Source organism: Modestobacter muralis, from assembly GCF_010682105.1.
GTDB lineage: Bacteria > Actinomycetota > Actinomycetes > Mycobacteriales > Geodermatophilaceae > Modestobacter > Modestobacter muralis.
The window spans coordinates 1-26,658 of record NZ_JAAGWH010000006.1; the positions used below are offsets into that span (position 1 = coordinate 1).

Below are 26,658 nucleotides of genomic sequence, written 5' to 3' on the forward strand. Positions count from 1 at the left end.
CGTCGCCGCGGTGGTCGCGCTGCTGGTCGGCATCGGCCGCCACCAGCAGCGGCGGCTGGCGGACCTGGTCGCACAGCGGCCTGACGACGGCCCGGCCTGACCATCCCGCGGACCGTGAGCCCGCGGAGGGCCGGCCGGGCGGCGTCGCGGCGGTCCGCCTCGACGCCGCCCGGTCGGGTCAGTCCCGGCGGCGCGACCCGAGGCGCCGCGAGGTCGCGACGCCCAGCAGCACGAGGAGGAGCGCCAGAGCGGCCTCGACCTCGCGGGCCCGGCCGCTGGCCCGCAGCACGCCGAGCGCGTCGGGCCGGGCGAGCCGGGTGCCCAGCAGCAGGCCGCCGAGCGCGGAGTCGACCCCGGCCCCGACGGTCACGACGTCCTGGGACGGCGACCGCAGCCGGGCGGTGAGCCCGGCGTCGGCGAGCGCGCCGGCCAGCGTGCCGACGTCGGCCCGCCCGGGCCGGGTGCCGGTCCGGGCGGTGGCGGCAGCCCGCAGACCGAGGACGAAGCCGCGCACGTCGTCGGCGACGACGTCCACGTCACCACCGCGGGCGGTGACCTGGACGGGTGCGCCGTCCACCTCGATCGACAGGTCGCCGGTCAGCTCGAGGCGGCCCAGCTCCGGGATCATCCCCGGGAGGCGTTCTCGGCGGTGGTGATGCGCAGGGTGCCGTTCAGCCGCCAGGTGGCGCGGGGGGCGTCCGGGCCGGTCTCGCGGGGCACCTCGACGACCATCTCGACGAACTCGTAGTTGATGGCCGCGCCCTTGCCGGTCAGGTAGGACCACATCTCCTTGCCGAGGTCGGCGAAGCTGGTGGTCTCGTGCGACTTGATGTCGCGGGTACCGGTGGCGGCGTCGTTGTTCGTCATGCTCATGGTGGTCTCCTGGGCTCGGATCGAGGGCTCGTACGCGGGACCCGGCCGGAGGCGGTGTCCCGGACCCCGTGGCTCGCGCCGCGGACTCGATCGCCCCCTACCCGGTTGGCCTGCTGCGAACCGGCCGTGCGCAACCGACTACCAGCCCCGGCTGCGCCACTCGTCGAGGGCGGGTCGCTCGGCGCCCAGCGTGGTGTCCGCGCCGTGCCCCGGGTAGACCCAGGTCTCGTCGGGCAGCACGTCGAACAGCCGCGCCCGGACGTCGTCGAGCAGGCTGGTGAACCGGGCGGTGTCGCCCTGGGTGTTGCCGACCCCGCCGGGGAAGAGGCTGTCGCCGGTGAACACGTGCGTGCCCGCCTCGTCCCCGCCCCGCCAGACCAGCGCGATGCTGCCGGGGGTGTGCCCGCGCAGGTGCACCACCTCGAGCACCTGGTCACCGACCGCGACGGTGTCGCCGTGCTCGACCGGTCGGGTGACCGGCACCGGCAGGTCGGCGGCGTCCGCGGGGTGGGCGACGGTCTGCGCGCCGGTCGCCGCGACGACCTCGGGCAGCGCGCGGTGGTGGTCCCAGTGCCCGTGCGTGGTGACGACGGTGCGGACGTCGGCGTCCCCGACCAGGGCCAGCAGCGCGGCCGGCTCGGCGGCGGCGTCGACCAGCAGCGACTGTCCGGTCGCGGTGCTGGTGAGGAGGTAGACGTTGTTGGCCATCTCGCTCACGGCCAGCTTGGTGACGGTCAGGCCGGGCAGCTCGCGCGTCTGCGCCGGCCCACCCACCTCGACGTCCCCGGTGTACTGCGCGCTCATCCTGCTCCGATCGAGAACTGTCGGTGACCCCGGCTAGGTTCACCATCATGGACGCCGGCGCAGGTCCCGCACGCCCGGCCGCCCTGCCCCTGCCGGCCGCCGGGGGCGACGGCCTCGTCGGGCTGACGGCCACCGAGCTGGCCGCCCGGGTCCGCTCCGGGGGGCTGTCCGCGGTCGACGTCGTCCGCGCGCACCTGCGCCACCTGGCCGCCGCCGAGTCCCGGATCGGGGCGTTCCGCGTGGTCCGCGCCGAGGCCGCGCTCGCCGAGGCCGCCGCCGTCGACGCCTCGCCCCGGCGGGCCGAGCTGCCGCTGGCCGGTGTGCCGATCGCGGTCAAGGACAACGTCGCGGTGGCCGGTGAGGTCACCACCGACGGGTCGCCGGCGCACTCCCCGGGGCCGGCCGCCGCCGACCACCCGGTGGTCGCCCGGCTGCGGGAGGCCGGTGCCGTGGTCGTCGGGATCACCCGGGTCCCCGAGCTGTGCGTCTTTGCCGCGACCGACGGTCCCGGCACCCTCACCCGCAACCCCTGGGACACCGCACGGTCGCCGGCGGGGTCCTCCGGCGGCAGCGCCGCGGCGGTGGCGGCCGGCGTCGTGCCGCTCGCCCACGGCAACGACGGGATGGGGTCGCTGCGGCTGCCCGCCGCGGCCTGCGGCCTGGTCACCCTCAAGCCCGGCTCCGGCGTCGTGCCGGCGGCGATCGGTGCCGACAGCTGGTCGGGCATGGCCGAGAACGGCGTGCTCGCCACCACCGTCGCCGACCTCGCCCTCGGGCTGGCCGTGCTGGCCGCGGTCGACCCGGAGCCCCCGACCGGGCCGGTGGGGCCGCTGCGGATCGCGGTGTCCACCCGGTCGCCCGTGCCCGGGGTCCGGCTCGACCGTGCCGGGCGGGCCGCCGTCGACGCGGTCGCCGCGGAGCTGCGCGCTGCCGGGCACACCGTCGTCCACCGCGACCCGGTGGTCACCCCGGTGGCCGCGCTGGGCACCGTGGCCCGCTGGCTGGCCGGGGCCGACGCCGACGCCGAGGCGCTCGGCCTCGACCGGCGGGCGATGGAGCGGCGCAACCGCGTGCACGCCCGGCTCGGCAGCTGGGTCCGCCGGGCCGGACTCGACCGCCCGCAGCCGGCCCTGCGGGCCCGGATGACCGCCTTCTTCGGCGACGTCGACGTCCTGCTCACCCCGGTCACCTCGGGTCCGCCGCTGCCCGCCCGGCCGTGGCACGAGCGCGGCTGGCTGGCCAACGTCGGCGCCGACGCGCGCTGGGCGCCGTGGACGGCGGCGTGGAACGGGGCCGGGCTCCCGGCGCTCGTGCTGCCCGCCGGGCCGGGCCGGGCGGGGCTGCCCACCTCGGTCCAGCTGGTCGGACCCCCCGGTGCCGAAGCGCGTCTACTCTGGCTGGCCGGGGAGCTGGAACGCCGGATGCCCTGGCGGCGATACGCCCCGGTCCTCGACCCGCGAGCGGCCCCCGGCTGACCGGGCGCGGCGTCCGGCCACCCCGCTGTGGCGGGCGACACCCGGCCGACACCGGCCGCGGGGAAGCCCGCTCCCGCGGGTGCCGTTCACCTCGGTGACGGACCCGCGAGGTCACCCGCACACCACCGCACCACCAGCCCGGACCGTCACCGGCCCCGGGCCTCGCGCCACCGGCCTCCGGGCCCACGCACCACCTGGTCCCCGCCCCCGGGCGGGGAGGCCAGCACCGGACCACTGCGACCGACAGGGATCACATGGACAGGCTCGTCGTCCGCGGCGCCCGCGAGCACAACCTCAAGGACGTCCACCTCGACCTGCCCCGCGACGCGATGATCGTGTTCACGGGGCTCTCCGGATCGGGCAAGTCGAGCCTCGCGTTCGACACGATCTTCGCCGAGGGGCAGCGCCGCTACGTCGAGTCGCTGTCGGCCTACGCCCGCCAGTTCCTCGGCCAGATGGACAAGCCCGACGTCGACTTCATCGAGGGGCTCTCGCCGGCCGTCTCGATCGACCAGAAGTCGACCAACCGCAACCCGCGGTCGACCGTCGGCACCATCACCGAGGTCTACGACTACCTGCGCCTGCTCTACGCCCGCGCCGGCCAGCCGCACTGCCCCAACTGCGGCAAGCCGATCTCCCGGCAGACGCCGCAGCAGATCGTCGACCAGGTCCTCGCCATGGCCGAGGGCACCCGCTTCCAGGTGCTGGCCCCCGTCGTCCGGGCCCGCAAGGGCGAGTACGTCGACCTCTTCAGCTCGCTGCAGACCCAGGGCTTCTCCCGCGTCCGCGTCGACGGCACCATCCACCCGCTGACCGAGCCGCCGACGCTCAAGAAGCAGGAGAAGCACACGATCGAGGTGATCGTCGACCGCCTCACGGTCAAGGAGAGCGCCAAGCGGCGGCTCACCGACTCCGTCGAGACCGCCCTCGGGCTGGCCGGCGGCCTGGTCGTGCTGGACTTCGTCGACCTGGCCGAGGACGACCCGGAGCGCGAGCGCACCTTCTCCGAGCACCTGGCCTGCATCGACGACGGGTTGTCCTTCGAGGCGCTCGAGCCCCGCTCGTTCTCCTTCAACTCGCCCTTCGGCGCGTGCCCCGAGTGCACCGGCATCGGCACCCGCAAGGAGGTCGACCCCGACCTGGTCGTCCCCGACCCGGGCAAGAGCCTCGCCGAGGGCGCCATCGCCCCGTGGGCCGGGTCGATGAGCAACGAGTACTTCCAGCGGCTGCTCGGCGGGCTGGCCGACATGAACGGCTTCTCGATGAACACCCCGTGGGAGCAGCTCCCCGCGAAGGTGCAGAAGTCGGTGCTGCACGGGTCCCCGGACCAGGTGCACGTGAAGTACAAGAACCGCTACGGCCGCGAGCGCAGCTACTACGCCGCCTTCGAGGGCGTCCTGCCCTTCCTCGAGCGCCGCCACGAGGACACCGACAGCGAGTTCATGAAGGACAAGTACGAGGGCTACATGCGCGACGTGCCCTGCCCCGTCTGCCACGGCACCCGGCTCAAGCCGGAGATCCTCGCCGTCAAGATGATGGGCCGGTCGATCGCGGAGGTCACCGGGCTGTCCATCGGTGAGGCCTCGGAGTGGCTCAACGCCCTGGAGCTGGGGGAGCGCGAGCGGGCGATCGCCGTCCAGGTGCTCCGGGAGATCCAGGCCCGCTTGTCCTTCCTCGTCTCCGTCGGCCTGGACTACCTGTCCCTGGACCGTCCGGCCGCCACGCTGGCCGGTGGAGAGGCGCAGCGCATCCGGCTGGCCACCCAGATCGGCTCCGGGCTCGTCGGCGTCCTCTACGTGCTCGACGAGCCCTCGATCGGGCTGCACCAGCGCGACAACGTCCGGCTGATCGAGACGCTGGTCCGGCTGCGCGACATGGGCAACACACTGATCGTCGTCGAGCACGACGAGGACACCATCAAGCAGGCCGACTGGATCGTCGACATCGGTCCGGGCGCCGGCGAGCACGGTGGTGAGGTCGTGGTCAGCGGCAGCTACGCGGACCTGCTCGCCAGCGAGCGGTCGATCACCGGTGCGTACCTGTCCGGGCGCCGGGAGATCACCATCCCGAAGATCCGCCGCGAGCGGACGCCGGGCCGCGAGCTGGTCGTCAAGGGCGCCCGGGAGAACACCCTGCGCGGCATCGACGTCGCGTTCCCGCTGGGGATGCTGGTCGGCGTCACCGGGGTGTCGGGCTCGGGCAAGTCCAGCCTGGTCAACGACATCCTCTACACGACCCTGGCCAACGAGCTGAACCGGGCGCGGATGGTGCCCGGCCGGCACCGCACCATCACCGGCCTGGACCAGCTGGACAAGGTCGTCGGTGTCGACCAGTCGCCGATCGGGCGCACCCCGCGGTCGAACCCGGCCACCTACACCGGGGTGTGGGACCACGTCCGCAAGCTGTTCGCCAGCACGTCGGAGGCCAAGGTCCGCGGCTACCAGCCCGGCCGGTTCTCCTTCAACGTCAAGGGCGGCCGCTGCGAGGCCTGCTCCGGCGACGGCACGCTGAAGATCGAGATGAACTTCCTGCCCGACGTCTACGTGCCCTGCGAGGTGTGCAAGGGCGCCCGGTTCAACCGGGAGACCCTCGAGGTGCACTACAAGGGCAAGACGGTCTCCGAGGTGCTCAACATGCCGATCGAGGAGGCCGCCGAGTTCTTCGCCGCGATCCCGGCGATCGCCCGGTACATGCGCACCCTCACCGACGTGGGGCTGGGCTACGTCCGGCTCGGCCAGCCGGCCACCACGTTGTCCGGTGGTGAGGCGCAGCGGGTCAAGCTGGCCAGCGAGCTGCAGAAGCGCTCCAACGGCCGGACGATCTACGTGCTCGACGAGCCGACCACCGGCCTGCACTTCGAGGACATCAACAAGCTGCTGCAGGTCATCCAGGGCCTGGTCGACAAGGGCAACTCGGTCATCGTCATCGAGCACAACCTCGACGTGATCAAGAGCGCCGACTGGCTCATCGACATGGGCCCCGAGGGCGGGTTCCGCGGCGGGCAGGTCGTCGCCGAGGGGACGCCGGAGTTCGTCGCCACGGTGCCGGAGAGCCACACCGGCCGGTTCCTCGCCGAGATCCTCGACCCCGCCGCGGTGGCCGCGGCGGCCGAGGGCACGAAGAAGCGTCCCCGCAGGAAGCCGCAGCTGGCCTCGGTGTCGGCCGGCGACCAGGCCAGCTGACCGCGCAGTCCCGCCGTGACGGCCCGCCGGCCGCGTCCCCGCCGGGGGTGCGGCCGGCGGCGTCCCGCGGGCGGTCCGGTGCAGGTCAGCGGGCCGCCCGGCGGGGCAGGGGCGGGCGGGACCGGCCGGCCCGGCGGACTGTCGGTGGGCCGACCTAATCTGGGGGCATGCCCGACCCGTCCACGTACCGCCCAGCGGTCGGCAGCATCCCCGAGGACCCGGGGGTCTACAAGTTCCGCGACCCGGCCGGCCGGGTCATCTACGTCGGCAAGGCCAAGAGCCTCCGGCAGCGGCTGAACAGCTACTTCGCCGACGTCTACGGCCTGCACCCGCGCACCCGGCAGATGGTCACCACCGCCGCCAGCGTCGAGTGGACCGTCGTCGGCACCGAGGTCGAGGCGCTCCAGCTCGAGTACAACTGGATCAAGGAGTTCGACCCGCGGTTCAACGTCCGCTACCGCGACGACAAGAGCTACCCGTCGCTGGCCGTGACGCTGAACGAGGAGTTCCCCCGGCTGCAGGTGATGCGCGGGCCCAAGCGCAAGGGCGTCCGCTACTTCGGCCCCTACGCGCACGCCTGGGCCATCCGCGAGACCCTCGACACCCTGACCCGGGTGTTCCCCGCCCGCACCTGCTCCAACGGCGTCTTCAAGCGCGCCAGCCAGATCGGCCGACCCTGCCTGCTGGGCTACATCGGCAAGTGCGCGGCACCCTGCGTCGGCCGGGTCAGCCCCGAGGAGCACCGCGACATCGTCGAGGACTTCTGCGACTTCATGGGCGGCCGCACCGAGCAGATGACGCGCAGGCTCGAGCGTCAGATGGCCGAGGCCGCCGAGGCGATGGAGTACGAGAAGGCCGCCCGGCTGCGCGACGACCTCGGTGCCCTCCGCCGGGCGATGGAGAAGCAGGCCGTCGTCCTCGGTGACGGCACCGACGCCGACGTCGTCGCCTTCGCCCAGGACGAGCTGGAGGCCAGCGTCCAGGTCTTCCACGTCCGCGGCGGCCGGGTCCGCGGTCAGCGCGGCTGGATCATCGACAAGGTCGAGGACGTCACCACCGGCCAGCTCGTCGAGCAGTTCCTGCTCCAGGTCTACGGCGGGGTCGACGAGCAGACCGGCACCGGCGAGGTCGGCGAGGCCGTGCCCCGTGAGGTGCTGGTCCCCGAGCTCCCCGACGACGCCGACGTCTACACCGAGCTGCTCAGCGAGCTGCGCGGTTCGCAGGTGTCCCTGCGGGTGCCGCAGCGTGGCGACAAGCGCGCCTTGATGGAGACCGTCGAGCGCAACGCCAAGGAGTCCTTCGCCCGGCACCGGGTCAAGCGGGCCAGCGACCTCACCGCCCGCTCGCTGGCGCTGTCGGAGATCCAGGAGGCCCTCGACCTCCCCGACGCCCCGCTGCGGATCGAGTGCATCGACATCTCGCACGTCCAGGGCACCAACGTGGTCGCCAGCATGGTCGTGTTCGAGGACGGCATGGCCAAGAAGTCCGACTACCGCCGGTTCGCCGTCGCCGCCGGCACCGACGACACCGCGGCCATGGCCGAGGTCGTCCGCCGCCGCTTCGCCCGGCACCTCAAGGACGAGGCCGACCGGCGCGACGAGCAGGGCGTCGCCGCCGAGGAGGGCCGGCCGCGCCGGTTCGCCTACCCGCCCAACCTGCTGGTCGTCGACGGCGGTCAGCCACAGGTCGCCGCGGCCAGCCGGTCGCTGGCCGAGCTCGGCATCCTCGACATCGCCGTCTGCGGCCTGGCCAAGCGGATGGAGGAGGTGTGGCTGCCCGAGGACCCCGACCCGGTCATCCTGCCGCGCACCTCCGAGGCGCTGTACCTGCTGCAGCGGGTCCGCGACGAGGCGCACCGGTTCGCGATCACCTACCACCGGCAGAAGCGATCCAGCACCATGTTGGTCTCGCTCCTGGACGACGTCCCGGGGCTCGGCGACACCCGGCGGAAGGCCCTGATGAAGCAGTTCGGATCCCTCAAGCGGCTGCGGGCCGCGACCGTCGAGGAGCTCACCGCAGTGCCCGGCATCGGCCGGCGCACCGCGGAGGCCGTCCTCGCGGCCGTGGCCGAGCCGACTGCGCCGGGGTCGGCGGCCGACCGGGCACCCGACGTGGTCGCCGAGGACGCCGTCGAGCTGGAGGGGGCACCCGTGGCCACCGCTGCACCCGCCGGTGCCGTGCACGGCGCGGCCGCCGGCGACACCGCCGAGATCGGCCGGGTCCACCCGGCCACCGGGAGCGGGGCGTGACCGCCGACGAGCGCGCGGACGTGCCGGCCGAGCACGCGGGCCTGCCGACCGATGCCACGGGCCCGCCGGCTGAGCACGCGGGCTCGTCGGGTGAGGGTGTGCCGGGCGACGTGGCGCCGTCCGCCGACCCGGCGAGCACCGAGCTCGCGCCGCTGGACGTCGTGGTCGTCACCGGCCTGTCCGGCGCCGGCAAGAACACCGCCGGGCGGGTGCTGGAGGACCTCGGCTTCTTCGTCGTCGACAACCTGCCGCCGGCGCTCCTGCAGCCGATGGTCGAGCTCGGCGCCCGCGGCGACCTGCGCCGGTTCGCCGCCGTCGTCGACGTCCGCAGCCGGGCCTTCTCCAGCGACCTGCAGGAGTCGATCCGCCAGCTGGCGGAGGCCGGCCACCGGCCTCGGATCGTCTACGTGCACGCCCGCAACGAGGTCCTCATCCGGCGGTACGAGTCCAACCGGCGGGAGCATCCGCTGCAGGGCAGCGGCCGGCTGGTCGACGGCATCGACGCCGAGCGCGAGCTGCTCACCGGCATCGCCGGCGAGGCCGACCTGTGGGTCGACACCAGCGATCTCAACGTCCACCAGCTGCGGGCCACCCTGGAGTCGGCGTTCATCGCGCACGGGGCCGCCCCCGAGGTGACCGCGACCGTGCTCAGCTTCGGCTTCAAGTACGGCCTGCCGCTGGACGCCGACCTCGTCGTCGACGCCCGGTTCCTGCCCAACCCACACTGGATACCCGAGCTGCGCCCGATGACCGGCCGGGACGCCGAGGTTCGCGACTACGTGCTGGGCCAGGAGCACGCCGGGGAGTTCCTCGACGAGTACATGAAGGTCCTCGCCCTGCTGCTGCCCGGTTACCGGCGCGAGGGCAAGCGCTACCTCACCCTCGCCGTGGGCTGCACCGGCGGCAAGCACCGCAGTGTCGCGATCGCCGAGGAGTTCGCCCGCCGGCTCTCCGCCGTGGGCGTCACCGCCTCGGCGCGGCACCGCGACCTGGGGCGCGAGTGAGCGACGCCGGCCGGCCGGTGCGGATCGCCGTCCCGCCGCCGGTCCCGGCCGCCCGCCCTGCCCGCGCCCCGCTGGGCCCCGACGGCCCGCGGGTCGTCGCGCTCGGCGGCGGGCACGGGCTGGCCGCCTCGCTCGCCGCCTGGCGGCTGCTCACCAGCACGCTGACCGCCGTGGTGACCGTGGCCGACGACGGCGGCAGCTCCGGCCGCATCCGCCGCGAGCTGCCGGTGCTCCCACCCGGTGACCTGCGGATGGCCCTGGCCGCGCTGGCCGGCGACGAGCCGCGCACCCAGGCGATGGCCGCTCTGCTGCAGCACCGGATCGGCGGGGAGGGCGCGCTCGCCGGCCACCCCGTCGGCAACCTGATGCTCACCGGCTGGACCGAGCTGCACCAGGGCGACACCGTGCGGGCGCTGCGCTCGCTGGAGGACCTCCTGGGCTCCGTCGGCCGGGTGCTGCCGATGGCCGACGTCCCGCTCGACCTGGTGGCCACCGTGGCCAGCGTCGACCCCGACGACCCCCGGGAGACCCGGCGCATCCGCGGGCAGGTGGCGATCGCCTCGACCCCGGGCCGGGTGCGCGAGATCCACGTCTCCCCGGCCGACCCCCCGGTGCACCCCGACGTGCTCGCCGCGATCGCCGAGGCCGACGTCATCACCCTCGGGCCGGGGTCCTGGTACACCTCCGTGCTGCCGCACCTGCTGGTGCCGCGGCTGCGGGCCGCGCTGGCCGCCAGCCCGGCCCGGGTGGTCGTCGTGCTGAACCTGGAGCCACAGCCGGGTGAGACGGACGGGTTCTCCCCGCAGGAGCACCTGAGGGTCCTGCTGGGGCACCTCGGAGGCGTGTCGTTGCACACTGTCATCGCTGATGCCGCTGCGGTTGTTGACCGGCGTGGTCTGCTGTCTGCTGTGCAGGGGTGCGGTGCCGAGCTGGTCCTGGCTCCGGTGGCAGCACCTGACGACGCAGCACGGCACGATCCGCACCGGCTCGCCGCCGCACTGGCCTCAGTGGTCGGTGCCCGGTGACCACCGGGGGAGTGGCTGCGCACCGGGACGACCGGTGCACCGGCCGGCACACAGGGGGAAGGGAACACCGCTCATGGCGATGACTGCGATGGTGAAGGACGAGCTCTCCCGCGTGGAGTGCACGAAGACCTCCGAGCGCAAGGCCGAGGTGACGGCGCTGCTGCGCTTCTCCGGCGGCCTGCACATCGTGGGTGGCCGCGTGGTCATCGAGGCCGAGCTCGACACCGGCTCGGTGGCCCGGCGACTGCGTCGCGACATCAGCGAGGTCTACGGCTACACCAGCGGCGTCAGCGTGCTCGCCGGGGGCAACATCCGCCGCGGCGTGCGCTACCTGGTCCGCATCGCCAAGCACGGCGAGGGCCTGGCCCGGCAGACCGGCCTGGTCGACCAGCGCGGCCGCCCGGTGCGCGGGCTGCCGCCGTCGGTGGTCTCCGGCGGCATCGGTGACGCCGAGGCGGCCTGGCGCGGGGCCTTCCTGGCCCACGGGTCGCTGACCGAGCCGGGCCGCTCGTCGTCCCTGGAGGTCACCTGCCCCGGGCCGGAGGCGGCGATGGCCCTGGTGGGCGCTGCCCGCCGGCTCGGCATCGCGGCCAAGGCCCGCGAGGTGCGCGGCACCGACCGGGTCGTGGTCCGCGACGGCGACGCGATCAGTGCGCTGCTCACCCGGATGGGCGCCCACGAGGCGGTGCTGGCCTGGGAGGAACGGCGGATGCGCCGCGAGGTGCGGGCCACGGCCAACCGGCTGGCCAACTTCGACGACGCCAACCTGCGCCGCTCGGCGCGGGCCGCGGTCGCCGCCAGCGCCCGGGTCGAGCGCGCCCTGGAGATCCTGGCCGACGAGGCACCGGAGCACCTGCTGGTGGCCGGGCGGCTGCGGCTGGAGTTCGGGCAGGCCTCGCTGGAGGAGCTCGGTCAGCGCGCGGACCCGCCGATGACCAAGGACGCCGTCGCCGGGCGCATACGGCGTCTGCTGGCGATGGCCGACAAGCGCGCCAAGGACCTCGGCATCCCGGACACGGAGTCCGTCGTCACCGACGACATGCTCGCCCAGTAGACGAAGGACCCCCTTGCCCCCCGCCACGAGCAAGCTCGCGGCGGGGCCCTGCCAGGGGGCCGACGAGCTCTCATGACGTCCGCGACGTCTCTCCACCGTGGCGTGGGGAGACGTCGCGGACGTCTGTGCGGGGCTGGGTGGACGGGTGGACCGGCCTTTCAGGCCGGTGGGCGCCGCCCGTTAGGCTGCGTGCGAAATGTGGCCGCGCACACGGTGCGGCCGACGGTTCCGCTGGGCCGACCGGCCCGGCTGGGCGACGAGGTCTGGGAGGCCGCAGTGACGGTACGGGTCGGGATCAACGGGTTCGGCAGGATCGGCCGCAACTTCTACCGCGCGGTCGCGGCGAGCGGCGCGGACGTCGAGATCGTGGCGGTCAACGACCTCACCACGCCCGAGACGCTGGCGCACCTGCTCAAGTACGACTCGATCCTGGGCAAGCTGCCCGAGGACGTCTCGGTCTTCGGCGACGGCATCAAGGTCGGCGAGAAGACCGTCAAGGTCCTCGCCGAGCGCGACCCGGCCAACCTGCCCTGGGGCGAGCTGGGTGTCGACATCGTCGTGGAGTCCACCGGCTTCTTCACCAAGGCCGAGGACGCCCGCAAGCACGTCGACGCCGGTGGCGCCAAGAAGGTCATCATCTCCGCGCCGGCCACGGGCGACGACCTGACGATCGTCATGGGCGTCAACCACGAGCAGTACGACGGCTCGCAGACGATCATCAGCAACGCGTCCTGCACCACCAACTGCCTGGCCCCGCTGGCCAAGGTCCTCAACGACGCGTTCGGCATCGAGCGTGGCCTGATGACCACGATCCACGCCTACACCGCCGACCAGAACCTGCAGGACGGCCCGCACAAGGACCTCCGCCGCGCCCGCGCCGCCGCGCTGAACATCGTCCCCACCAGCACCGGTGCGGCCAAGGCCATCGGCCTGGTCCTGCCCGAGCTCAAGGGCAAGCTCGACGGCTACGCCCTGCGCGTCCCGGTCCCGACCGGCTCGGCCACCGACCTCACCGTCACCGTGGGCCGCGACGTCACCGTCGAGGAGGTCAACGCGGCCTACAAGGCGGCCGCCGACGGCCCGCTGGCGCCCTACCTGGTCTACACCGACGCGCCGATCGTCTCCTCCGACATCGTCACCGACCCGGCGTCGTGCATCTTCGACTCCGGCCTGACCAAGGTGTTCGGCAACCAGGTCAAGGTCGTGGGCTGGTACGACAACGAGTGGGGCTACTCCAACCGCCTGGTCGACTCGGTCGTCCTGGTCGGCTCGAAGCTCACGGCCTGATGCGGTCCGTCGACGAGCTCATCGCCGACGGGGTCGCAGGGAGGCGCGTGCTGCTGCGCGCCGACCTGAACGTCCCGCTGGACAAGAAGACCGGCGCGATCACCGACGACGGTCGGATCCGCGCCAGCCTGCCCACCCTGCAAGCCCTGCAGGCCGCCGGTGCCCGGGTGATCGTGGCCGCCCACCTGGGCCGTCCGAAGGGCGCCCCGGACCCGCAGTTCTCGCTCGCCCCGGTCGCCGCCCGGCTGGGTGAGATGCTCGGCAGCCCGGTGACCCTGGCCGGCGACGTGGCCGGCGCCGACGCCACCGCGAAGGTGGCCGGGCTCGCCGACGGCGACGTGCTGATGCTGGAGAACGTCCGCTTCGAGGCCGCCGAGACGTCGAAGGACGACGCCGTCCGCGGCGAGCTGGCCGACCGGCTGGCCGGCCTGGCCGACCTCTACGTCGACGACGCGTTCGGCGCCGTGCACCGCAAGCACGCCTCGGTGTACGACGTCGCGCTGCGCCTCCCGCACGCGGCCGGCCGGCTGGTCGCCCGCGAGCTGGACGTGCTCACCCGGCTCACCGAGAGCCCCGAGCGCCCGTACGTGGTCGTCCTCGGCGGCTCCAAGGTCAGCGACAAGCTGGGCGTCATCGAGGCGCTGCTGCCCCGGGTCGACAAGCTGCTGATCGGTGGCGGGATGACCTACACCTTCCTGGCCGCCCAGGGCCTGGAGGTCGGTAAGTCGCTGCTGGAGGCCGACCAGGTCGACACCTGCCGCCGCCTGCTGGCCGAGGCCGGCGACCGGATCGTGCTGCCGGTGGACCTGGTCAGCGCCACCGAGTTCAGCGCCGAGGCCACGACGCGGGTCGTGCCCTTCGACGCCATCCCGGCCGACGAGGAGGCCCTGGACATCGGGCCGCGCAGCGTCGAGCTGTTCACCGAGCAGCTCGCCGGTGCCCGCACCGTGTTCTGGAACGGCCCGGTCGGCGTCTTCGAGCTGGCCCCCTTCCAGGCCGGCACCCGGGGCGTCGCGCAGGCCGTGGCCGCCGTCGACGGGCTGTCGGTGGTCGGTGGTGGTGACTCCGCCGCCTCCGTGCGCACGCTCGGGCTCGACGAGGCCGCCTACGGGCACATCAGCACCGGTGGGGGCGCCTCGCTGGAGTTCCTCGAGGGCCGGGAGCTCCCCGGCCTCGCGGTCCTGGCCGACTGAGGCCCGCGACGATGGCACGCACGAAGGTGACCCCGGTCCGGGAGGGCCGGCGCCCGCTGATCGCCGGCAACTGGAAGATGAACCTCACGCACCTCGAGGCGATCGGGCTGGTGCAGAAGCTGGCCTTCTCGCTCACCGACCCGCAGCTCGAGGCGGCCGAGGTCGTCGTCGTCCCGCCGTTCACCGCGCTGCGCAGCGTGCAGACGCTGGTGGCCGGCGACAAGCTGGAGATCGGCTACGGCGCGCAGGACCTCTCGGCGGCCGACGACGGTGCCTACACCGGCGACGTCAGCGGGGCGATGCTCGCCGCGCTGGCCTGCCGGTACGTCCTGGTCGGCCACTCCGAGCGGCGCACGCTGCACGGTGAGGACGACGCGGTCGTCGCCGCCAAGGTGCAGGCAGCGCTGCGGCACGGGCTGGTGCCCCTGCTGTGCGTGGGGGAGGGGCTCGACGTCCGGCGGGAGGGCGCGCAGGTCACGCACTGCACCGCCCAGCTCGACCGGGCGCTCGACGGCCTCACCGCCGACCAGCTCCAGGAGCTGGTCATCGCCTACGAGCCGGTCTGGGCGATCGGCACCGGCGAGGTGGCCACCCCCGCTGATGCGCAGGAGGTCTGTGGGGCGCTGCGGGCACGGCTCGCCGAGAGCCACGGCCCGGAACTGGCCGCTGCCGTCCGTATCCTCTACGGAGGTTCGGTGAAGGCCGACAACACGGCCGGGATCCTCGCCGGCCCGGACGTCGACGGCGCGCTCGTCGGCGGGGCCAGCCTGGACGCCGACCAGTTCGCGCAGATCTGTCGAACCGCCGCCGAGGTCAGCTGACCCCTGCCGGCACCGACCGGGTGGAGCAGCAACCACGTTGACGTACAGCACCGGACGACGGCCGATCGGCCGCACCTCTCCCGCGGGGGTGCGACGGTCGGCCGTCGTGCTGTCCGTGCTCGTCTCCCTGGCGGTGCTCACCGGGTGCAGCGGCGGCAACACCGGCGTCGCCGCGGTGCCGACCCAGGCCGGTGAGCCCGGCAGCGGCGTGACCGGCGTCCGGGCGCCGTCCGACGTCACCGGGGGCACCCTGCGGGTGGTCGCCGGGCAGGTCGACAGCCTCGACCCGCAGCGCTCCTACGCCACCGGCGTCTGGAACCTGATGCGGCTCTACACCCGCACCCTGGTCACCTACTCCTCGGCGCCGGGCCGGACCGACGAGCTCGTGCCCGACCTGGCCACCGACCTGGGCACCACGCCTGACGGCGGCCGCACCTGGACCTTCACGCTGCGGGAGGGCGTCCGGTTCGAGACCGGCCGACCGATCACCTCCCGCGACGTCAAGTACGGCATCGAGCGGTCCTTCGCCTCCGAGGTCGTCGTCGGCGGGCCGACCTACGTCGTGGACCTGCTCGACGACAAGGCCGACCCCTACCCGGGGCCCTACCAGGACGAGACGGCGGACCGGCTGGGGCTGCGGTCGGTCACCACCCCGGACGACCGCACGATCGTCTTCACCCTGACCACGCCGACGCCGGACTTCCCCTTCGTCATGGCGCTGCCCTCCAGCAGCCCGGTGCCCGCCGAGAAGGACACCGGTGGCGCCTACGGCGACGACCCGATCAGCTCCGGGCCCTACATGATCACCTCGGTGGACGCCCAGGCCGGCATCGCCCTGGAGCGCAACCCGCAGTGGGACCCGGCCACCGACGACGTCCGGACGGCGCTGCCCGACGCGGTGCTGGTGCGCACCGGCCTGTCCGGCGTGGCCCGTGACCAGGCGCTGCTCGCCGGCTCCGCCGACCTCGACCTCTCCGGCACCGGGGTGCAGCAGGCGACCACCAGCCGGCTCGCCGACGACGCGCTGGCCGGGCGGATCGACGACGTGACCACCGGCGCGGTCCGGCTCCTGGCGATGCCGACGACGGTGTCGCCGATGGAGAACCGCGACTGCCGTGCCGCGGTGGCCGCCGTGGTCGACCGCGGTGCGGTCCAGGAGGCGCTGCAGGGCCCGGGCAACGCCGAGCGCACCTCGGTGCTGTGGCCGCGGGCGGTCGCCGACGGCCCGGCCGAGGGCGACCCGCAGCCCGACGTCGGCGCAGCCCGCGCGGCGCTGACCGCCTGCGGCCGGCCCGACGGCTTCGAGACGGTGCTGGCCGTCCCCGACGTGCCCGCCAGCGTGCTGGTCGCCCAGGCGCTGGCCGCGGAGCTCGCGGAGGTCGGCATCACGGCCGACGTGCGGCCGCTGGACCCGAGCACCTACTACTCGGACATCAGCAACCCCGACACGGTCACCGCCGCCGGGTACGGCCTGGTGCTGGCCACCTGGACCGCCGACTTCCCGACCGCCGCCTCGTTCCTGGTGCCGCTGGTCGACGGCCGGTCCATCCGGGGTCTGGGCAACACGAACTACGCCCGGCTCGACGACCCCGGCGTCAACGGCCTCGTCGACGCCGCCCGGGCAGCTCCCGACCCGGCGGTCTCCGTCGACGCGTGGCGGCAGGTGGCCGACGCGGTGCGGCAGACCGCGGCCTACGTGCCGCTGGCCGAGACCCGGGTGCAGCTGCTCGCCGGCCAGCGGCTGCGCAACGGCGTGGTCATGCAGCCCTACGGCAGCTACGACGTCGCCACCGCCGGCATCGGCTGACCCCGCCCTGCGGCGGTCGACCGGGCCGGCCGCGCCGTCCGTTAGGCTGGTCCGCTGAGAGCCCGCGACCACGTGGGTGGGACCTCACCCGCCGGCGTGGGCAGAGGACAGGAGACGGACGACGATGGAACTGTTCCTCAACGTGGTGCTGGCGCTGACCAGCGTCCTGCTGATCGTGCTCATCCTGCTGCACCGCGGCAAGGGCGGTGGGCTGTCCTCGATGTTCGGTGGCGCCGTCTCCTCGCAGCTGTCCGGCAGCTCCGTGGTCGAGAAGAACCTCAACCGGCTGACCGTGTTCGCCGGCCTGCTGTGGACGATCTGCATCGTCGGCCTCGGCATCCTCATCAAGGCCTGATTAAGGACCCCCTCTCCCCCCACCCTTCGCAGGCTCAGGGCGGGCCCCTGAGAGGGGGCCGGGCCGGTGGAGGGGCTGTTTGTTCGCTGCTGTCGCGGACGGTCCGGTCCCGGTACCGGGGGAGGCCGGATCGTGACCTGGAACGCCTTCCCAGGCCCTAGACTGCGCGCGCGGTGATCACTCAGTCACCGCGACGGGGCGACGATCAGGGGGGCCGCTCGTGGCTGGTGGGAACGCGATCCGGGGGAGCCGGGTCGGTGCAGGTCCGATGGGTGAGGTCGAACGGGGCGAGACGGCACCTCGCAACCGGGTCGGCTTCTGGTGTGCGAACGGGCACGAGTCGCGGATCGCCTTCGCGGCCGACATCGAGGTGCCGGACTGCTGGGACTGCCCGCGCTGCGGGCTGCCGGCCGGCACCGACCAGCAGAACCCTCCGCCCGCACCGCGGACGGAGCCGTACAAGACGCACCTCGCCTACGTGCGGGAGCGTCGCTCCGACGAGGACGGCGACGCCCTCCTCCAGGAGGCACTGACCCGGCTGCGGGCCCGCCGGGGCGCCTGACGAAGGACCCCGCTGCTCCCCAGCACTCGCGAGCTCGCACTGGGACCCTGCAGCGGGGCCGGAGAGCATCGGCCCGATCACCCCATGAGCAGCTGGGGTGACCGGGCCGGTGTCGTCGTGGGGCGGGTCAGCCCCGCAGGAGCCGGCCGGCGGCGTCGGCGTCGAGCAGCCAGCGGGTCGCCCGGCGGCCGCGCGCACCGGCGGCCGGGAGGTCGACCGGCTCGGCCCCGCCGAGTGCCCGGGCCACGGCCTCGGCCTTGCCCTCGCCGCTGACCAGCAGCCACACCTCCTCCGCCGCGGTGATCGCCGAGAACCCGAGGCTCACCCGGGTCGGCGGCGGCTTCGGGCAGTCCCGCACCGCCACGACCGGGCGCTCGTCGGTGACAGCGGGGGAGTCGGGGAAGATCGAGGCCACGTGGCCCTCGGGCCCCATGCCCAGCATCAGCACGTCGATCCGCGGCACGGCACCGCCGTCGTCGGCGACCGCCGCGAGCTGCTCGGCGTACCAGGCCGCGGCCTCCTCCGGTGAGTCGTACCCGGCGTCGGAGGAGGGCATCGGGTGCACCTTCTCCGGGTCGATCGTGACGTGGTCCAGCAGCGCCTGCTGGGCACCGAGCTCGTTGCGGTCCGGGTGGTCGACGGGCACCCAGCGCTCGTCGCCCCACCAGACGTGCACGGCGGTCCAGTCGACCACCGCGTGCTCGGGCTCGGCGGCCAGCGCGGCCACCCGCTGCAGCACCGCGGTGCCGATCCCGCCGCCGGTGAGCACCACCGACGCCGTCCCGTGCACCGCCTGGGCGGCGGCCAGCCGCGCGACGAGCGCGGAGGCCACCGAGCGGGCGAGGGTGTCGGCGTCGGGCTCGATGACGACGTCGGGGGTCTGGCCCTCGCGCAGGGGCCCGCCGCGAGCTTGCGAGTGGTGGGGGGCAGGAGGGTCCTTCTGCTGGTCGCCGGGGGACTCCTGGCTCATCGCTTCCTCCGCTTCGTGCCCGCGGCGGCCTCGGCGGCCGGGGAACCGGGGTCCTGGACCATCGCCTGCTCGTCCGAGTCGTCGGCCGGGTCGTCGTGCTCGCCGCTCTGGGCGACGTCGTCGGACCCCTCCGAGGACGGCGGGACGGTCGGCAGCGGCGCGGCCGCACCGGTCGGCTCACCGCCGTCGGTCTCGCCCGTCGGCGGCTTCGCCGGCTGTCCCGCCGACGCAGCCCGCATCGGGTCGAACCAGACGTGCTCACGCAGCGCGGGGCGGTCGGACAGGCCGGTCTCGCCGGTCACCACCTCCAGGGCCTCGCTGAACGGCTCGTCCTGGTCCAGCCGGCGCAGCTCCTCGCCGATGAGCTCGCCGAGCGAGCGGTCCGGCAGCGCGACCGTGGCCTCGGGCCGGTTCGGCTGCTGGATCACCGCACCGCCCTTGCGGTCGTCCTGCAGGCGGACCTCCTCGTCCTGGTCCAGCCGCAGGGTCACCGAGTCGATGCCGGCCGGACCGGGCACGCGGGTGCTCGGCACGACGCGGATCTCGCACTCGCAGCGGGAGGACAGCCAGCCGGCGACCAGCTGGGCCGTCGCGTTGTGCACGTCACCGGACACCTCACCGCCCAGCACCCGCACGGCCTCGGCGCGGCGCCCGGAGACCGAGTCCAGCGTGGAGGCCAGCGTCGCCCGCCAGGGCGTGCTCCGGGTCCAGGTCAGGTCGGTGTCGCCGGGGGCGTAGTCCCTGGCCCGGATCGACAGGGCGCCCACCGGGTCCTCGGACATGGAGGAGTCGCTGATCCGGCGGTCGGCGATCACGCCGAGCGCGTCGGTGGAGACCCGCTCCGGCGGCGGTGCGTGCCACCAGGTCACCACCGGGGCGTCGGCGGCCAGCAGCGGCAGCACGACCGACTCCGCGTGCAGGCCGAGCCGGCCGTACATGCGCATGACCACGGCCTCGCCCGGGCCGAGCCGCCCACCGACGACGACCTCGGCGTCCAGTCGCGGCACCGGCGCCTCGATCTGGCGGCGCACCACGATCAGCAGCCGGCAGGGGTTGGTCGCGGCGGCGGCGCTGGCGGCCTCCTCGGCCTCGGCGACCCGGCTCTCGTCGGCGACGACCACCAGGGTCAGCGCCACGCCGCTCATCACCGCGCCCCCGGTACGGCGCTGGGCGGCCAGCTCCCTGACCACCGCGGATCCGGTGGTGTCCCACAGCGTCGTCACGACAGGCCTCTCTCGTAGGTCGGGTGCACGGCGCCCGTCGTCCCGGTCACGGTCGGCGCCACGAGCGACCCTCGGCGGCGAGCATGTCCTCGGCGGCGCGCGGGCCCCACTCGCCGGCCCGGTAGGGCTGCGGCGTGGTGCCGGCCCAGAACTCCTCCAGCGGGTCGATGACCGACCAGGACGCCTCCACCTCCGCGTTGCGGGGGAAGAGGGTGGCGTCGCCGAGCAGCACGTCGAGCAGCAGTCGCTCGTAGGCCTCGGGGCTGGCCTCGGTGAACTGCTCGCCGTAGAGGAAGTCCATCGCGACGTCGCGGACCTCCATGACGCTGCCAGGCACCTTGGAGCCGAACTTCAGCGTCATGCCCTCGTCGGGCTGCACCCGGATCACCAGCTGGTTGTGGCCCAGCTCCTCGGTGTCGGTGGGCGCGAAGGGCAGGTGCGGGGCCCGCTTGAACACCAGCGCGATCTCGGTGACCCGGCGGGGGAGCCGCTTGCCGGTGCGCAGGTAGAACGGGACGCCGGCCCAGCGCCGGGTCTCCACTCCGAGTCGGACCGCGGCGTAGGTCTCGGTCGTGGAGTCGTCGGCGACGCCGTTCTCCTGGCGGTACCCGGTGGCCCGCTGGCCGGCCAGCCAGCCCTGCTCGTACTGGCCGCGGACGGCGAAGCGCTCCATGTCCTCGGGTTCGGGGACCGACACCGCGCGCAGCACCTTCAGCTTCTCGGTGCGGATCTCCTCGGCGGAGAACTCGACCGGCTCCTCCATGGCGGTGAGCGCCAGCAGCTGGAGCAGGTGGTTCTGCAGCACGTCGCGCGCGGCACCGGTCTTCTCGTAGAAGCCGGCGCGGCCGCCGATGCCGACGTCCTCGGCCATGGTGATCTGCACCGAGTCGACGTGGTGGCCGTTCCAGACCGGCTCGAACAGCTCGTTGGCGAAGCGCAGCGCCAGCAGGTTCTGGACCGTCTCCTTGCCCAGGTAGTGGTCGATCCGGAAGACGTCGTCGGCGGTGAACACCGAGTCGACCAGTGCGTTGAGCTCGCGGCTGGAGGCCAGGTCGTTGCCGAAGGGCTTCTCCACGACCACGCGGCGCCAGCGGTCGGTGGTGCTCTCGGCCATCCCGGTGCGCTCCATCTGCTTGAGCACGGTGGGGAACATGGCCGGGGGGATCGACAGGTAGAAGGCGGCGTTGCCACCGATGCCGTGGCTGCCCTCGAGCTCGGTGAGGTTGGCGGCCAGCTCGTCGAAGGCGTTGTCGTCGTCGAAGGAGCCCTGGATGAAGCGGACGCTGTTGGCCAACCGCTCCCAGACCTCCTCGCGCCAGGGGGTGCGCGCGTGCTCACGGGCGGCCGACCGGGCCAGCTCGGAGAACTCGGAGTCGCCCCAGTCGCGACGGGCGAAGCCCAGCAGGGCGAAGTTGGTGGGCAGCAGGCCCCGGTTGGCCAGGTCGTAGACGGCCGGGAGGAGCTTCTTGCGCGACAGGTCGCCGGTGATCCCGAAGACGACCAGAGCGCAGGGCTCCGGCACTCGGGGCAGCCGCCGGTCCCGCGGGTCGCGCAACGGGTTGGTGGACATCGTTTCCGTCCTCGAGGCTCGCAGTGGTGCCCCGCCGTCCGGCTCGGCGGGGCGGTCCGGACGGCAGGGCGGGTGCGGGGCGGTGCGTCCGGTCACCCGGACGCACCGCCCCGGTGGATCACTTCTTGTCTTCGAGCTGCTCCTTGACCGAGCCGGTCAGCTCGTCCCACGCGTCGACGAACTTCTGCACGGCCTCCTCCTCGAGGACGCGGAAGACGTCGTCGAAGTCGATGCCGGCCGCGGCCACGTCGGCCATGACCTTCTCGGCCTGGGCGTAGGAGGACTGCACCGGGGTGCCGACCTGCCCGTGGTCGGCGAAGGCCTGCATGGTCTTGCCGGGCATGGTGTTCACGGTGTCCGGGGCAGTGAGCTCGGACAGGTACAGGGTGTCGGAGTAGTCGGGGTTCTTGACCCCGGTCGAGGCCCACAGCGGCCGCTGCTTGCTCGCGCCCTTGGCCTCCAGCGCCTTCCAGCGGTCGGAGGAGAAGACCTCCTCGTAGGCCTGGTAGGCCAGCTGGGCGTTGGCGACACCGGCCTTGCCCTTGAGCGAGGCGTCGGCGCCGGCGGCGTCCAGGCGCTTGTCGATCTCGGTGTCCACGCGGGACACGAAGAACGAGGCGACGGACTCGATGCCCTCGAAGGAGGCCTCCGGGTCCTCGGCCAGTCGCTGCTCGAGGCCGGCGATGTAGGCCTCCATGACGGCCTTGTAGCGCTCCAGGCTGAAGATCAGCGTCACGTTGACGCTGATGCCCTTGGCGATCGTGGTCGTGATCGCCGGCAGGCTGGCCAGCGTGGCCGGGATCTTGATGAAGAGGTTCGGCCGGTCGACGAGCCACCACAGGTGGGCGGCCTCGGCGGCGGTGCCGTCCTCGTCGTGGGCCAGGCCGGGGGCCACCTCGAGGGAGACCCGGCCGTCGCGCCCGGTGCGGTCGAAGACCGGCTTCAGCAGGTCGCAGGCGTCGCGGACGTCGGCGGCGGTGATGGTGCGCAGCGCCTCCTCGACGCTGACGCTGCGCACGGCCAGGGCGTGCAGCTGGTCGTCGTAGGACTTCGACCCGCTGATCGCCGCGGCGAAGATGCTCGGGTTGGTGGTGACGCCGACGACGCTGGACTCGTCGACCAGCTTCTGCAGGTCACCGCCGTGGATCAGGTCGCGGGAGAGGTCGTCCAGCCAGACGGCGACCCCCGTCTCGGACAGCTTCGCGAGGTTCTCGTTCTGAGCCATGTGACTGCCTTCCGTGGTGGGCGGGGCCCCCGTGCCGGGGGCCCCGCCGCGAGACTGCGTGTGGAGGGTCGTTCGGCCCCGTCCCGAGGAGGGACGCGGCCCTCTTTCAGTGGTCGCCGGTGGCGGTGGAGGAGTAGACCCCGCCGCGGGAGACGGCGGCACCGGACGGCGGCGTGGCACCGTTGGCAGCAGCCTCGATGCTCTCCCGGGCGGCGGCCACGACGGCGTCGGCGGTCAGGCCGAACTCCTCGTAGAGCTTCGAGAAGCTGGCGCTGGCGCCGTAGTGGTTGAGCCCGACGATCCGGCCGGCGTCGCCGACGAACTCGCGCCAGCCCATGGGCACCCCGGCCTCGACGCTGACGCGCGCCTTGACCGTGGGGGGCAGGACCTGCTCGCGGTAGGCCTGGTCCTGCTCGGCGAACCACTCCCAGCAGGGGAGGGAGACGACCCGGGTCGGGACGCCGGCCGCCTCGAGCTGCTCACGCGCGGCGACGGCGATCTGCACCTCGGAGCCGGTGCCCATCAGCACGACCTCGGGGGTGCCGGTCGAGGCCTCGGCCAGCACGTAGCCGCCCTTGGCGACGCCCTCGGCGGAGCCGAACTCGCTCCGGTCGAACACCGGCAGGTTCTGCCGGGACAGCGCCAGGCCGGCGGGCCGGTCGTTGTTCTCCAGGATCGTCCGCCACGCGACCGCGGTCTCGTTGGCGTCGGCCGGGCGGACGAAGTCCAGACCCGGGATGGCGCGCAGCGCGGCGTAGTGCTCGATCGGCTGGTGGGTCGGGCCGTCCTCGCCCAGGCCGATGGAGTCGTGCGTCCACACGTAGGTCACCGGCAGCTGCATGAGGGCGGCGAGTCGCACCGCGCCGCGCATGTAGTCGGAGAAGGTGAGGAACGTGCCGCCGTAGACGCGGGTGCCGCCGTGCAGGGCGATCCCGTTCATGACCGCGCCCATGGCGTGCTCGCGCACACCGAAGTGCAGCGTGCGGCCGTAGGGGCCACCGGACCACGCCTTGGTCTGGCGGCTGGCCGGCAGGAACGACGGCTCGCCCTTGACCGCGGTGTTGTTGCTCTCGGCCAGGTCGGCCGAGCCGCCCCACAGCTCGGGGAGCTCGGGGTACAGCGCCGCGAGCACCTCACCGGAGGCCTTGCGGGTGGCCACGCCCTTGGGGTCGGCGTCCCAGCTGGGGAGCTTCGCCTGCCAGCCCTCGGGCAGGGTACGGGTGGTCATCCGCTCCAGCAGCGCGGCGGCCTCGGGGTTGCCCTGCTGCCACGCCTTGAACCGGGTCTGCCAGGCGGCCTGGGCCTCCTGGCCGCGGGTGACGGCCTTGCGGGTGTGCTCGATGACCTCCGGCGCGACGTCGAAGGTCTTCTCGGGGTCGAAGCCGAGCACCTCCTTGGTCGCTTCCACCTCGGCGTCGCCGAGCGCGGAGCCGTGCACCCCGCCGGTGTTCTGCTTGTTCGGCGAGGGCCAGCCGATCACCGTGCGCAGCACGATGATCGAGGGCCTGGTCGTCTCGGCCTTGGCGGCGGCGAACGCGGCGTCGATCGAGGCGAGGTCCTCACCGTCGTCGACGTGCTGGACGTGCCAGCCGTAGGCGGCGTAGCGCGCGCCGACGTCCTCGGTGAAGGCGATCGTGGTGTCGTCCTCGATCGAGATCTTGTTGTCGTCGTAGACCAGGACGAGGTTGCCCAGCTGCTGCGTGCCGGCCAGCGAGGACGCCTCGCCGGAGATGCCCTCCTCCAGGTCGCCGTCGGAGGCGAAGGCCCAGATGGTGTGGTCGAACAGGCTCTCGCCCTCGGGCGCCTCGGGGTCGAGCAGGCCGCGCTCGCGGCGGGCGGCCATGGCCATGCCGACCGCGTTGCCGACACCCTGGCCCAGCGGGCCGGTGGTGGTCTCGACGCCGGCGGTGTGGCCGACCTCGGGGTGGCCCGGGGTCTTCGAGCCCCAGGTGCGCAGCGCCTGCAGGTCCTCGAGCTCCAGGCCGTAGCCGGCCAGGTAGAGCTGGACGTACAGCGTCAGGCTGGAGTGGCCCATGGAGAGGACGAACCGGTCACGGGCGGGCCAGTTGGGGTCGGACGGGTCGTGCGTGAGCCACTTCTGGAAGAGGAGGTAGGCGACCGGCGCCATGCTCATGGCGGTGCCGGGGTGGCCGTTGCCGACCTTCTGGACGGCGTCCATCGCCAGCACGCGGGCGGTGTCGATGGCCTTGCGGTCCAGGTCGCCGAAGCTCTCGGGCAGGGTCGGCTGGGGCTGGCGCGGCGAACCCGTGGGGGTGTCGCTGGCGGCCTCGGCCGGCGCCTCGGCGCTCGTGGACTGCGTGGAGGAGCTGTTGTCGGTGGTCATGTGGCGCTCGGTGCTCCCTCGGGGAATCGGTCGATGTCGGACCCACCCGGGGGCTCGGGGGCGGCCCTGCCCCGGGCGGACGACGGTGCACACCACGGCCGCCCCGGTCGGCGCGGTCGGAGGTCGTGACCGGAAGCGCGCCGTCGTCCTCGACGTCCGCCCTACCCGCATCACGCGCAGAGTCAACGTGATCAAACCCTAGTCATCTCCGGCGCTGCGCAGAGGGAGGCAGGCTAGGATGGGCGGGCAACCCCCACTCCCGGCGGAGAAGGACTCATCGGTGCCCTGCTGCCCGCGCGACGCCGCGCCCCTGGGCACCCGGTGACCACGATCGCCGACCGCTCGGTGAGCCCGGCGCGCCCCCTGCGCACGGCCCGCGCGACGGTGGCCGCCTACGTCTCGCTGACCAAGCCCAAGCTCGTCGAGCTGCTGCTGGTCACCACCCTGCCGGCGATGATGCTGGCCGACGGCGGCTGGCCGGGCACGGGCCTGGTGGTGGCCACCCTGGTCGGCGGCATGCTCGCCGCGGGGGCCGCGAACACCATCAACTGCTGGTACGACCGCGACATCGACCGGCTGATGTCGCGCACCCGCGACCGGCCGATCCCCAGCGGGGTGATCCGGCCGCGCAACGCGCTGGTCTTCGGCGTCCTGCTGGCCTGGGTCTCGCTGGTCCTGCTGGGCCTGTTCACCACCCCGCTGGCCACCGCCCTCGCGGCCGCCGCGGTGCTGGCCTACTCGGTGCTCTACACGATGGTGCTCAAGCGCCGCACCCGGCACAACACCGTCTTCGGCGGGCTGCCGGGCGCGGCTCCGGTGCTGATCGGGTGGGCGGCGGTCACCGGTTCGCTGGACTGGCCGGCCCTGGTCTTCTTCGGCATCGTCTTCTGCTGGCAGATGCCGCACTTCTGGGCGCTGGCCAGCCGGTTCCGCTTCGACTACTTCCGTGCCGGGGTGCCGATGCTGTCGGTGGTGGCCGGGCCGGTCACCGTCGGCCAGCAGTCCGTCGCCTGGGCCTGGGGCACCCTGGGCACCTCGCTGCTGATGGTGCCGGTGACGCCGCAGCTGGGCTGGATCACCGGCCTGGCCTCGCTGGGCCTGGGCGCCTGGTACGTCGCGGAGTCGCACGCGTGGCTGCGGCGCATCCGGTCCGGCGGCCCCGACCGGCCGATGAAGCTGTTCTCGGTGTCGATCACCTACATGACGCTGCTGTCCATCGCCCTGGTGGCCGACGTCCTCGTCTAGAGAAGGACCCCCTCTCCCCCACGCCTCGCGAGCTCAGCGCGGGCCTCGGAGAGGGGGCCAGAATTCAGGCCCGAGTGCTCAGGGGCCGGGACAGGGCGAGGACGACGGCGGCGAGCAGGACGCCGATCGTGGCGCCGGCGGAGTTCATCGCCCAGTCGTTGGTGTCGCACGCGCGGGCCAGGGCCGGCACGAGCGCCTGCAGCGCCTCGATCGCCACGGAGGCACCGGCTGCGACCAGCAGCACCGTCAGCGGCCGGCGGGTGAGCAGCGTGCCGAGGACGGCCGGCGGCACGAACAGCGCCACGTTGGCCAGCAGCTCGACGCTGCCCAGGGTCGGCAGTGCGAACTGGACGGTGCACCCCACTCCCTCGCCGGCCGGGCGGGCGGCCG

At 73.7% G+C, this 26,658-nt stretch carries 22 protein-coding genes; 13 read left to right on the forward strand and 9 right to left on the reverse strand.

Annotation, left to right across the window (positions count from 1 at the left end; all coding sequences use genetic code 11):
• Positions 1–178: 178 nt before the first annotated feature.
• The 3 genes from GCU67_RS01925 to GCU67_RS01935 form a co-directional block, all read right to left on the reverse strand.
• A complete protein-coding gene (locus tag GCU67_RS01925) occupies positions 179–628 on the reverse strand; it encodes a hypothetical protein (RefSeq protein ID WP_163609402.1) in 450 nt (149 codons plus the stop codon).
• Positions 625–873: a hypothetical protein gene (locus tag GCU67_RS01930; protein WP_163609403.1), complete on the reverse strand. Its 249-nt coding sequence runs from the start codon at positions 871–873 to the stop codon at positions 625–627. Before GCU67_RS01930 ends, GCU67_RS01925 begins: the two co-directional genes overlap by 4 nt.
• Positions 874–1,011: 138 nt before the next feature.
• Complete coding sequence (locus GCU67_RS01935; protein WP_163609404.1) at positions 1,012–1,677, reverse strand: MBL fold metallo-hydrolase; 666 nt, start codon at positions 1,675–1,677, stop codon at positions 1,012–1,014.
• Between the two features lie 47 nt (positions 1,678–1,724).
• Between GCU67_RS01935 and GCU67_RS01940 the strand changes: the two genes are divergently transcribed.
• The 12 genes from GCU67_RS01940 (at position 1,725) to GCU67_RS01995 (ending at position 17,691) form a co-directional block, all read left to right on the forward strand.
• A complete protein-coding gene (locus GCU67_RS01940) occupies positions 1,725–3,152 on the forward strand; it encodes an amidase (protein WP_163609405.1) in 1,428 nt (475 codons plus the stop codon).
• A gap of 254 nt (positions 3,153–3,406) precedes the next feature.
• Positions 3,407–6,334, forward strand: a complete 2,928-nt coding sequence (gene uvrA / locus GCU67_RS01945) for an excinuclease ABC subunit UvrA (RefSeq protein WP_163609406.1) — start codon at positions 3,407–3,409, stop codon at positions 6,332–6,334.
• Between the two features lie 167 nt (positions 6,335–6,501).
• A complete protein-coding gene (gene uvrC, locus GCU67_RS01950; protein ID WP_163609407.1) occupies positions 6,502–8,583 on the forward strand; it encodes an excinuclease ABC subunit UvrC in 2,082 nt (693 codons plus the stop codon).
• Complete coding sequence (gene rapZ, locus GCU67_RS01955; RefSeq protein WP_338104702.1) at positions 8,580–9,587, forward strand: RNase adapter RapZ; 1,008 nt, start codon at positions 8,580–8,582, stop codon at positions 9,585–9,587. Before uvrC ends, rapZ begins: the two co-directional genes overlap by 4 nt.
• The gene (locus tag GCU67_RS01960) at positions 9,584–10,612 is read left to right on the forward strand and encodes a uridine diphosphate-N-acetylglucosamine-binding protein YvcK (RefSeq protein WP_163609408.1); all 1,029 of its coding nucleotides are present in this window, start codon (positions 9,584–9,586) and stop codon (positions 10,610–10,612) included. Before rapZ ends, GCU67_RS01960 begins: the two co-directional genes overlap by 4 nt.
• Before the next feature lie 79 nt (positions 10,613–10,691).
• Positions 10,692–11,666 (forward strand): DNA-binding protein WhiA, encoded by a 975-nt coding sequence (gene whiA, locus GCU67_RS01965; RefSeq protein ID WP_476738957.1) that lies wholly within the window; start codon positions 10,692–10,694, stop codon positions 11,664–11,666.
• Between the two features lie 276 nt (positions 11,667–11,942).
• A complete protein-coding gene (gap, locus tag GCU67_RS01970) occupies positions 11,943–12,953 on the forward strand; it encodes a type I glyceraldehyde-3-phosphate dehydrogenase (protein WP_163609410.1) in 1,011 nt (336 codons plus the stop codon).
• On the forward strand, positions 12,953–14,146 hold the full coding sequence (locus GCU67_RS01975; RefSeq protein WP_163609411.1) for a phosphoglycerate kinase: 1,194 nt from the start codon (positions 12,953–12,955) through the stop codon (positions 14,144–14,146). Before gap ends, GCU67_RS01975 begins: the two co-directional genes overlap by 1 nt.
• A gap of 11 nt (positions 14,147–14,157) precedes the next feature.
• On the forward strand, positions 14,158–14,967 hold the full coding sequence (gene tpiA / locus GCU67_RS01980) for a triose-phosphate isomerase (RefSeq protein ID WP_163609412.1): 810 nt from the start codon (positions 14,158–14,160) through the stop codon (positions 14,965–14,967).
• 106 nt (positions 14,968–15,073) lie between these two features.
• On the forward strand, positions 15,074–16,774 hold the full coding sequence (locus GCU67_RS01985) for an ABC transporter substrate-binding protein (protein ID WP_338104703.1): 1,701 nt from the start codon (positions 15,074–15,076) through the stop codon (positions 16,772–16,774).
• A 124-nt stretch (positions 16,775–16,898) separates the two neighbouring features.
• The gene (secG, locus tag GCU67_RS01990) at positions 16,899–17,129 is read left to right on the forward strand and encodes a preprotein translocase subunit SecG (RefSeq protein ID WP_163609413.1); all 231 of its coding nucleotides are present in this window, start codon (positions 16,899–16,901) and stop codon (positions 17,127–17,129) included.
• 220 nt (positions 17,130–17,349) lie between these two features.
• Entirely contained in the window at positions 17,350–17,691 is a 342-nt protein-coding gene (locus GCU67_RS01995) for an RNA polymerase-binding protein RbpA (RefSeq protein ID WP_163609414.1), read from the forward strand.
• A 127-nt stretch (positions 17,692–17,818) separates the two neighbouring features.
• Here the strand turns inward: GCU67_RS01995 and pgl are convergent, their stop codons facing one another.
• The 5 genes from pgl to tkt form a co-directional block, all read right to left on the reverse strand.
• On the reverse strand, positions 17,819–18,661 hold the full coding sequence (gene pgl, locus GCU67_RS02000; RefSeq protein WP_163609415.1) for a 6-phosphogluconolactonase: 843 nt from the start codon (positions 18,659–18,661) through the stop codon (positions 17,819–17,821).
• Positions 18,658–19,884 (reverse strand): glucose-6-phosphate dehydrogenase assembly protein OpcA, encoded by a 1,227-nt coding sequence (locus GCU67_RS02005; RefSeq protein ID WP_163609416.1) that lies wholly within the window; start codon positions 19,882–19,884, stop codon positions 18,658–18,660. Before GCU67_RS02005 ends, pgl begins: the two co-directional genes overlap by 4 nt.
• 46 nt (positions 19,885–19,930) lie before the next feature.
• The gene (gene zwf, locus GCU67_RS02010; protein WP_163609417.1) at positions 19,931–21,454 is read right to left on the reverse strand and encodes a glucose-6-phosphate dehydrogenase; all 1,524 of its coding nucleotides are present in this window, start codon (positions 21,452–21,454) and stop codon (positions 19,931–19,933) included.
• A 118-nt stretch (positions 21,455–21,572) separates the two neighbouring features.
• Positions 21,573–22,679 (reverse strand): transaldolase, encoded by a 1,107-nt coding sequence (tal, locus tag GCU67_RS02015; RefSeq protein WP_163609418.1) that lies wholly within the window; start codon positions 22,677–22,679, stop codon positions 21,573–21,575.
• Between the two features lie 106 nt (positions 22,680–22,785).
• A complete protein-coding gene (gene tkt, locus GCU67_RS02020; protein WP_163609419.1) occupies positions 22,786–25,023 on the reverse strand; it encodes a transketolase in 2,238 nt (745 codons plus the stop codon).
• Between the two features lie 321 nt (positions 25,024–25,344).
• Here tkt and GCU67_RS02025 point away from each other — a divergent pair, with 321 nt between their 5' ends.
• Positions 25,345–26,268, forward strand: coding sequence for a heme o synthase (locus tag GCU67_RS02025; RefSeq protein ID WP_163609420.1), 924 nt, complete (start codon positions 25,345–25,347; stop codon positions 26,266–26,268).
• Between the two features lie 64 nt (positions 26,269–26,332).
• On the opposite strand, the gene GCU67_RS02030 is transcribed toward GCU67_RS02025, so the two are convergent.
• Positions 26,333–26,658: VanZ family protein (locus GCU67_RS02030; RefSeq protein ID WP_163609421.1), on the reverse strand; the 326-nt coding region annotated here is incomplete at its 5' end.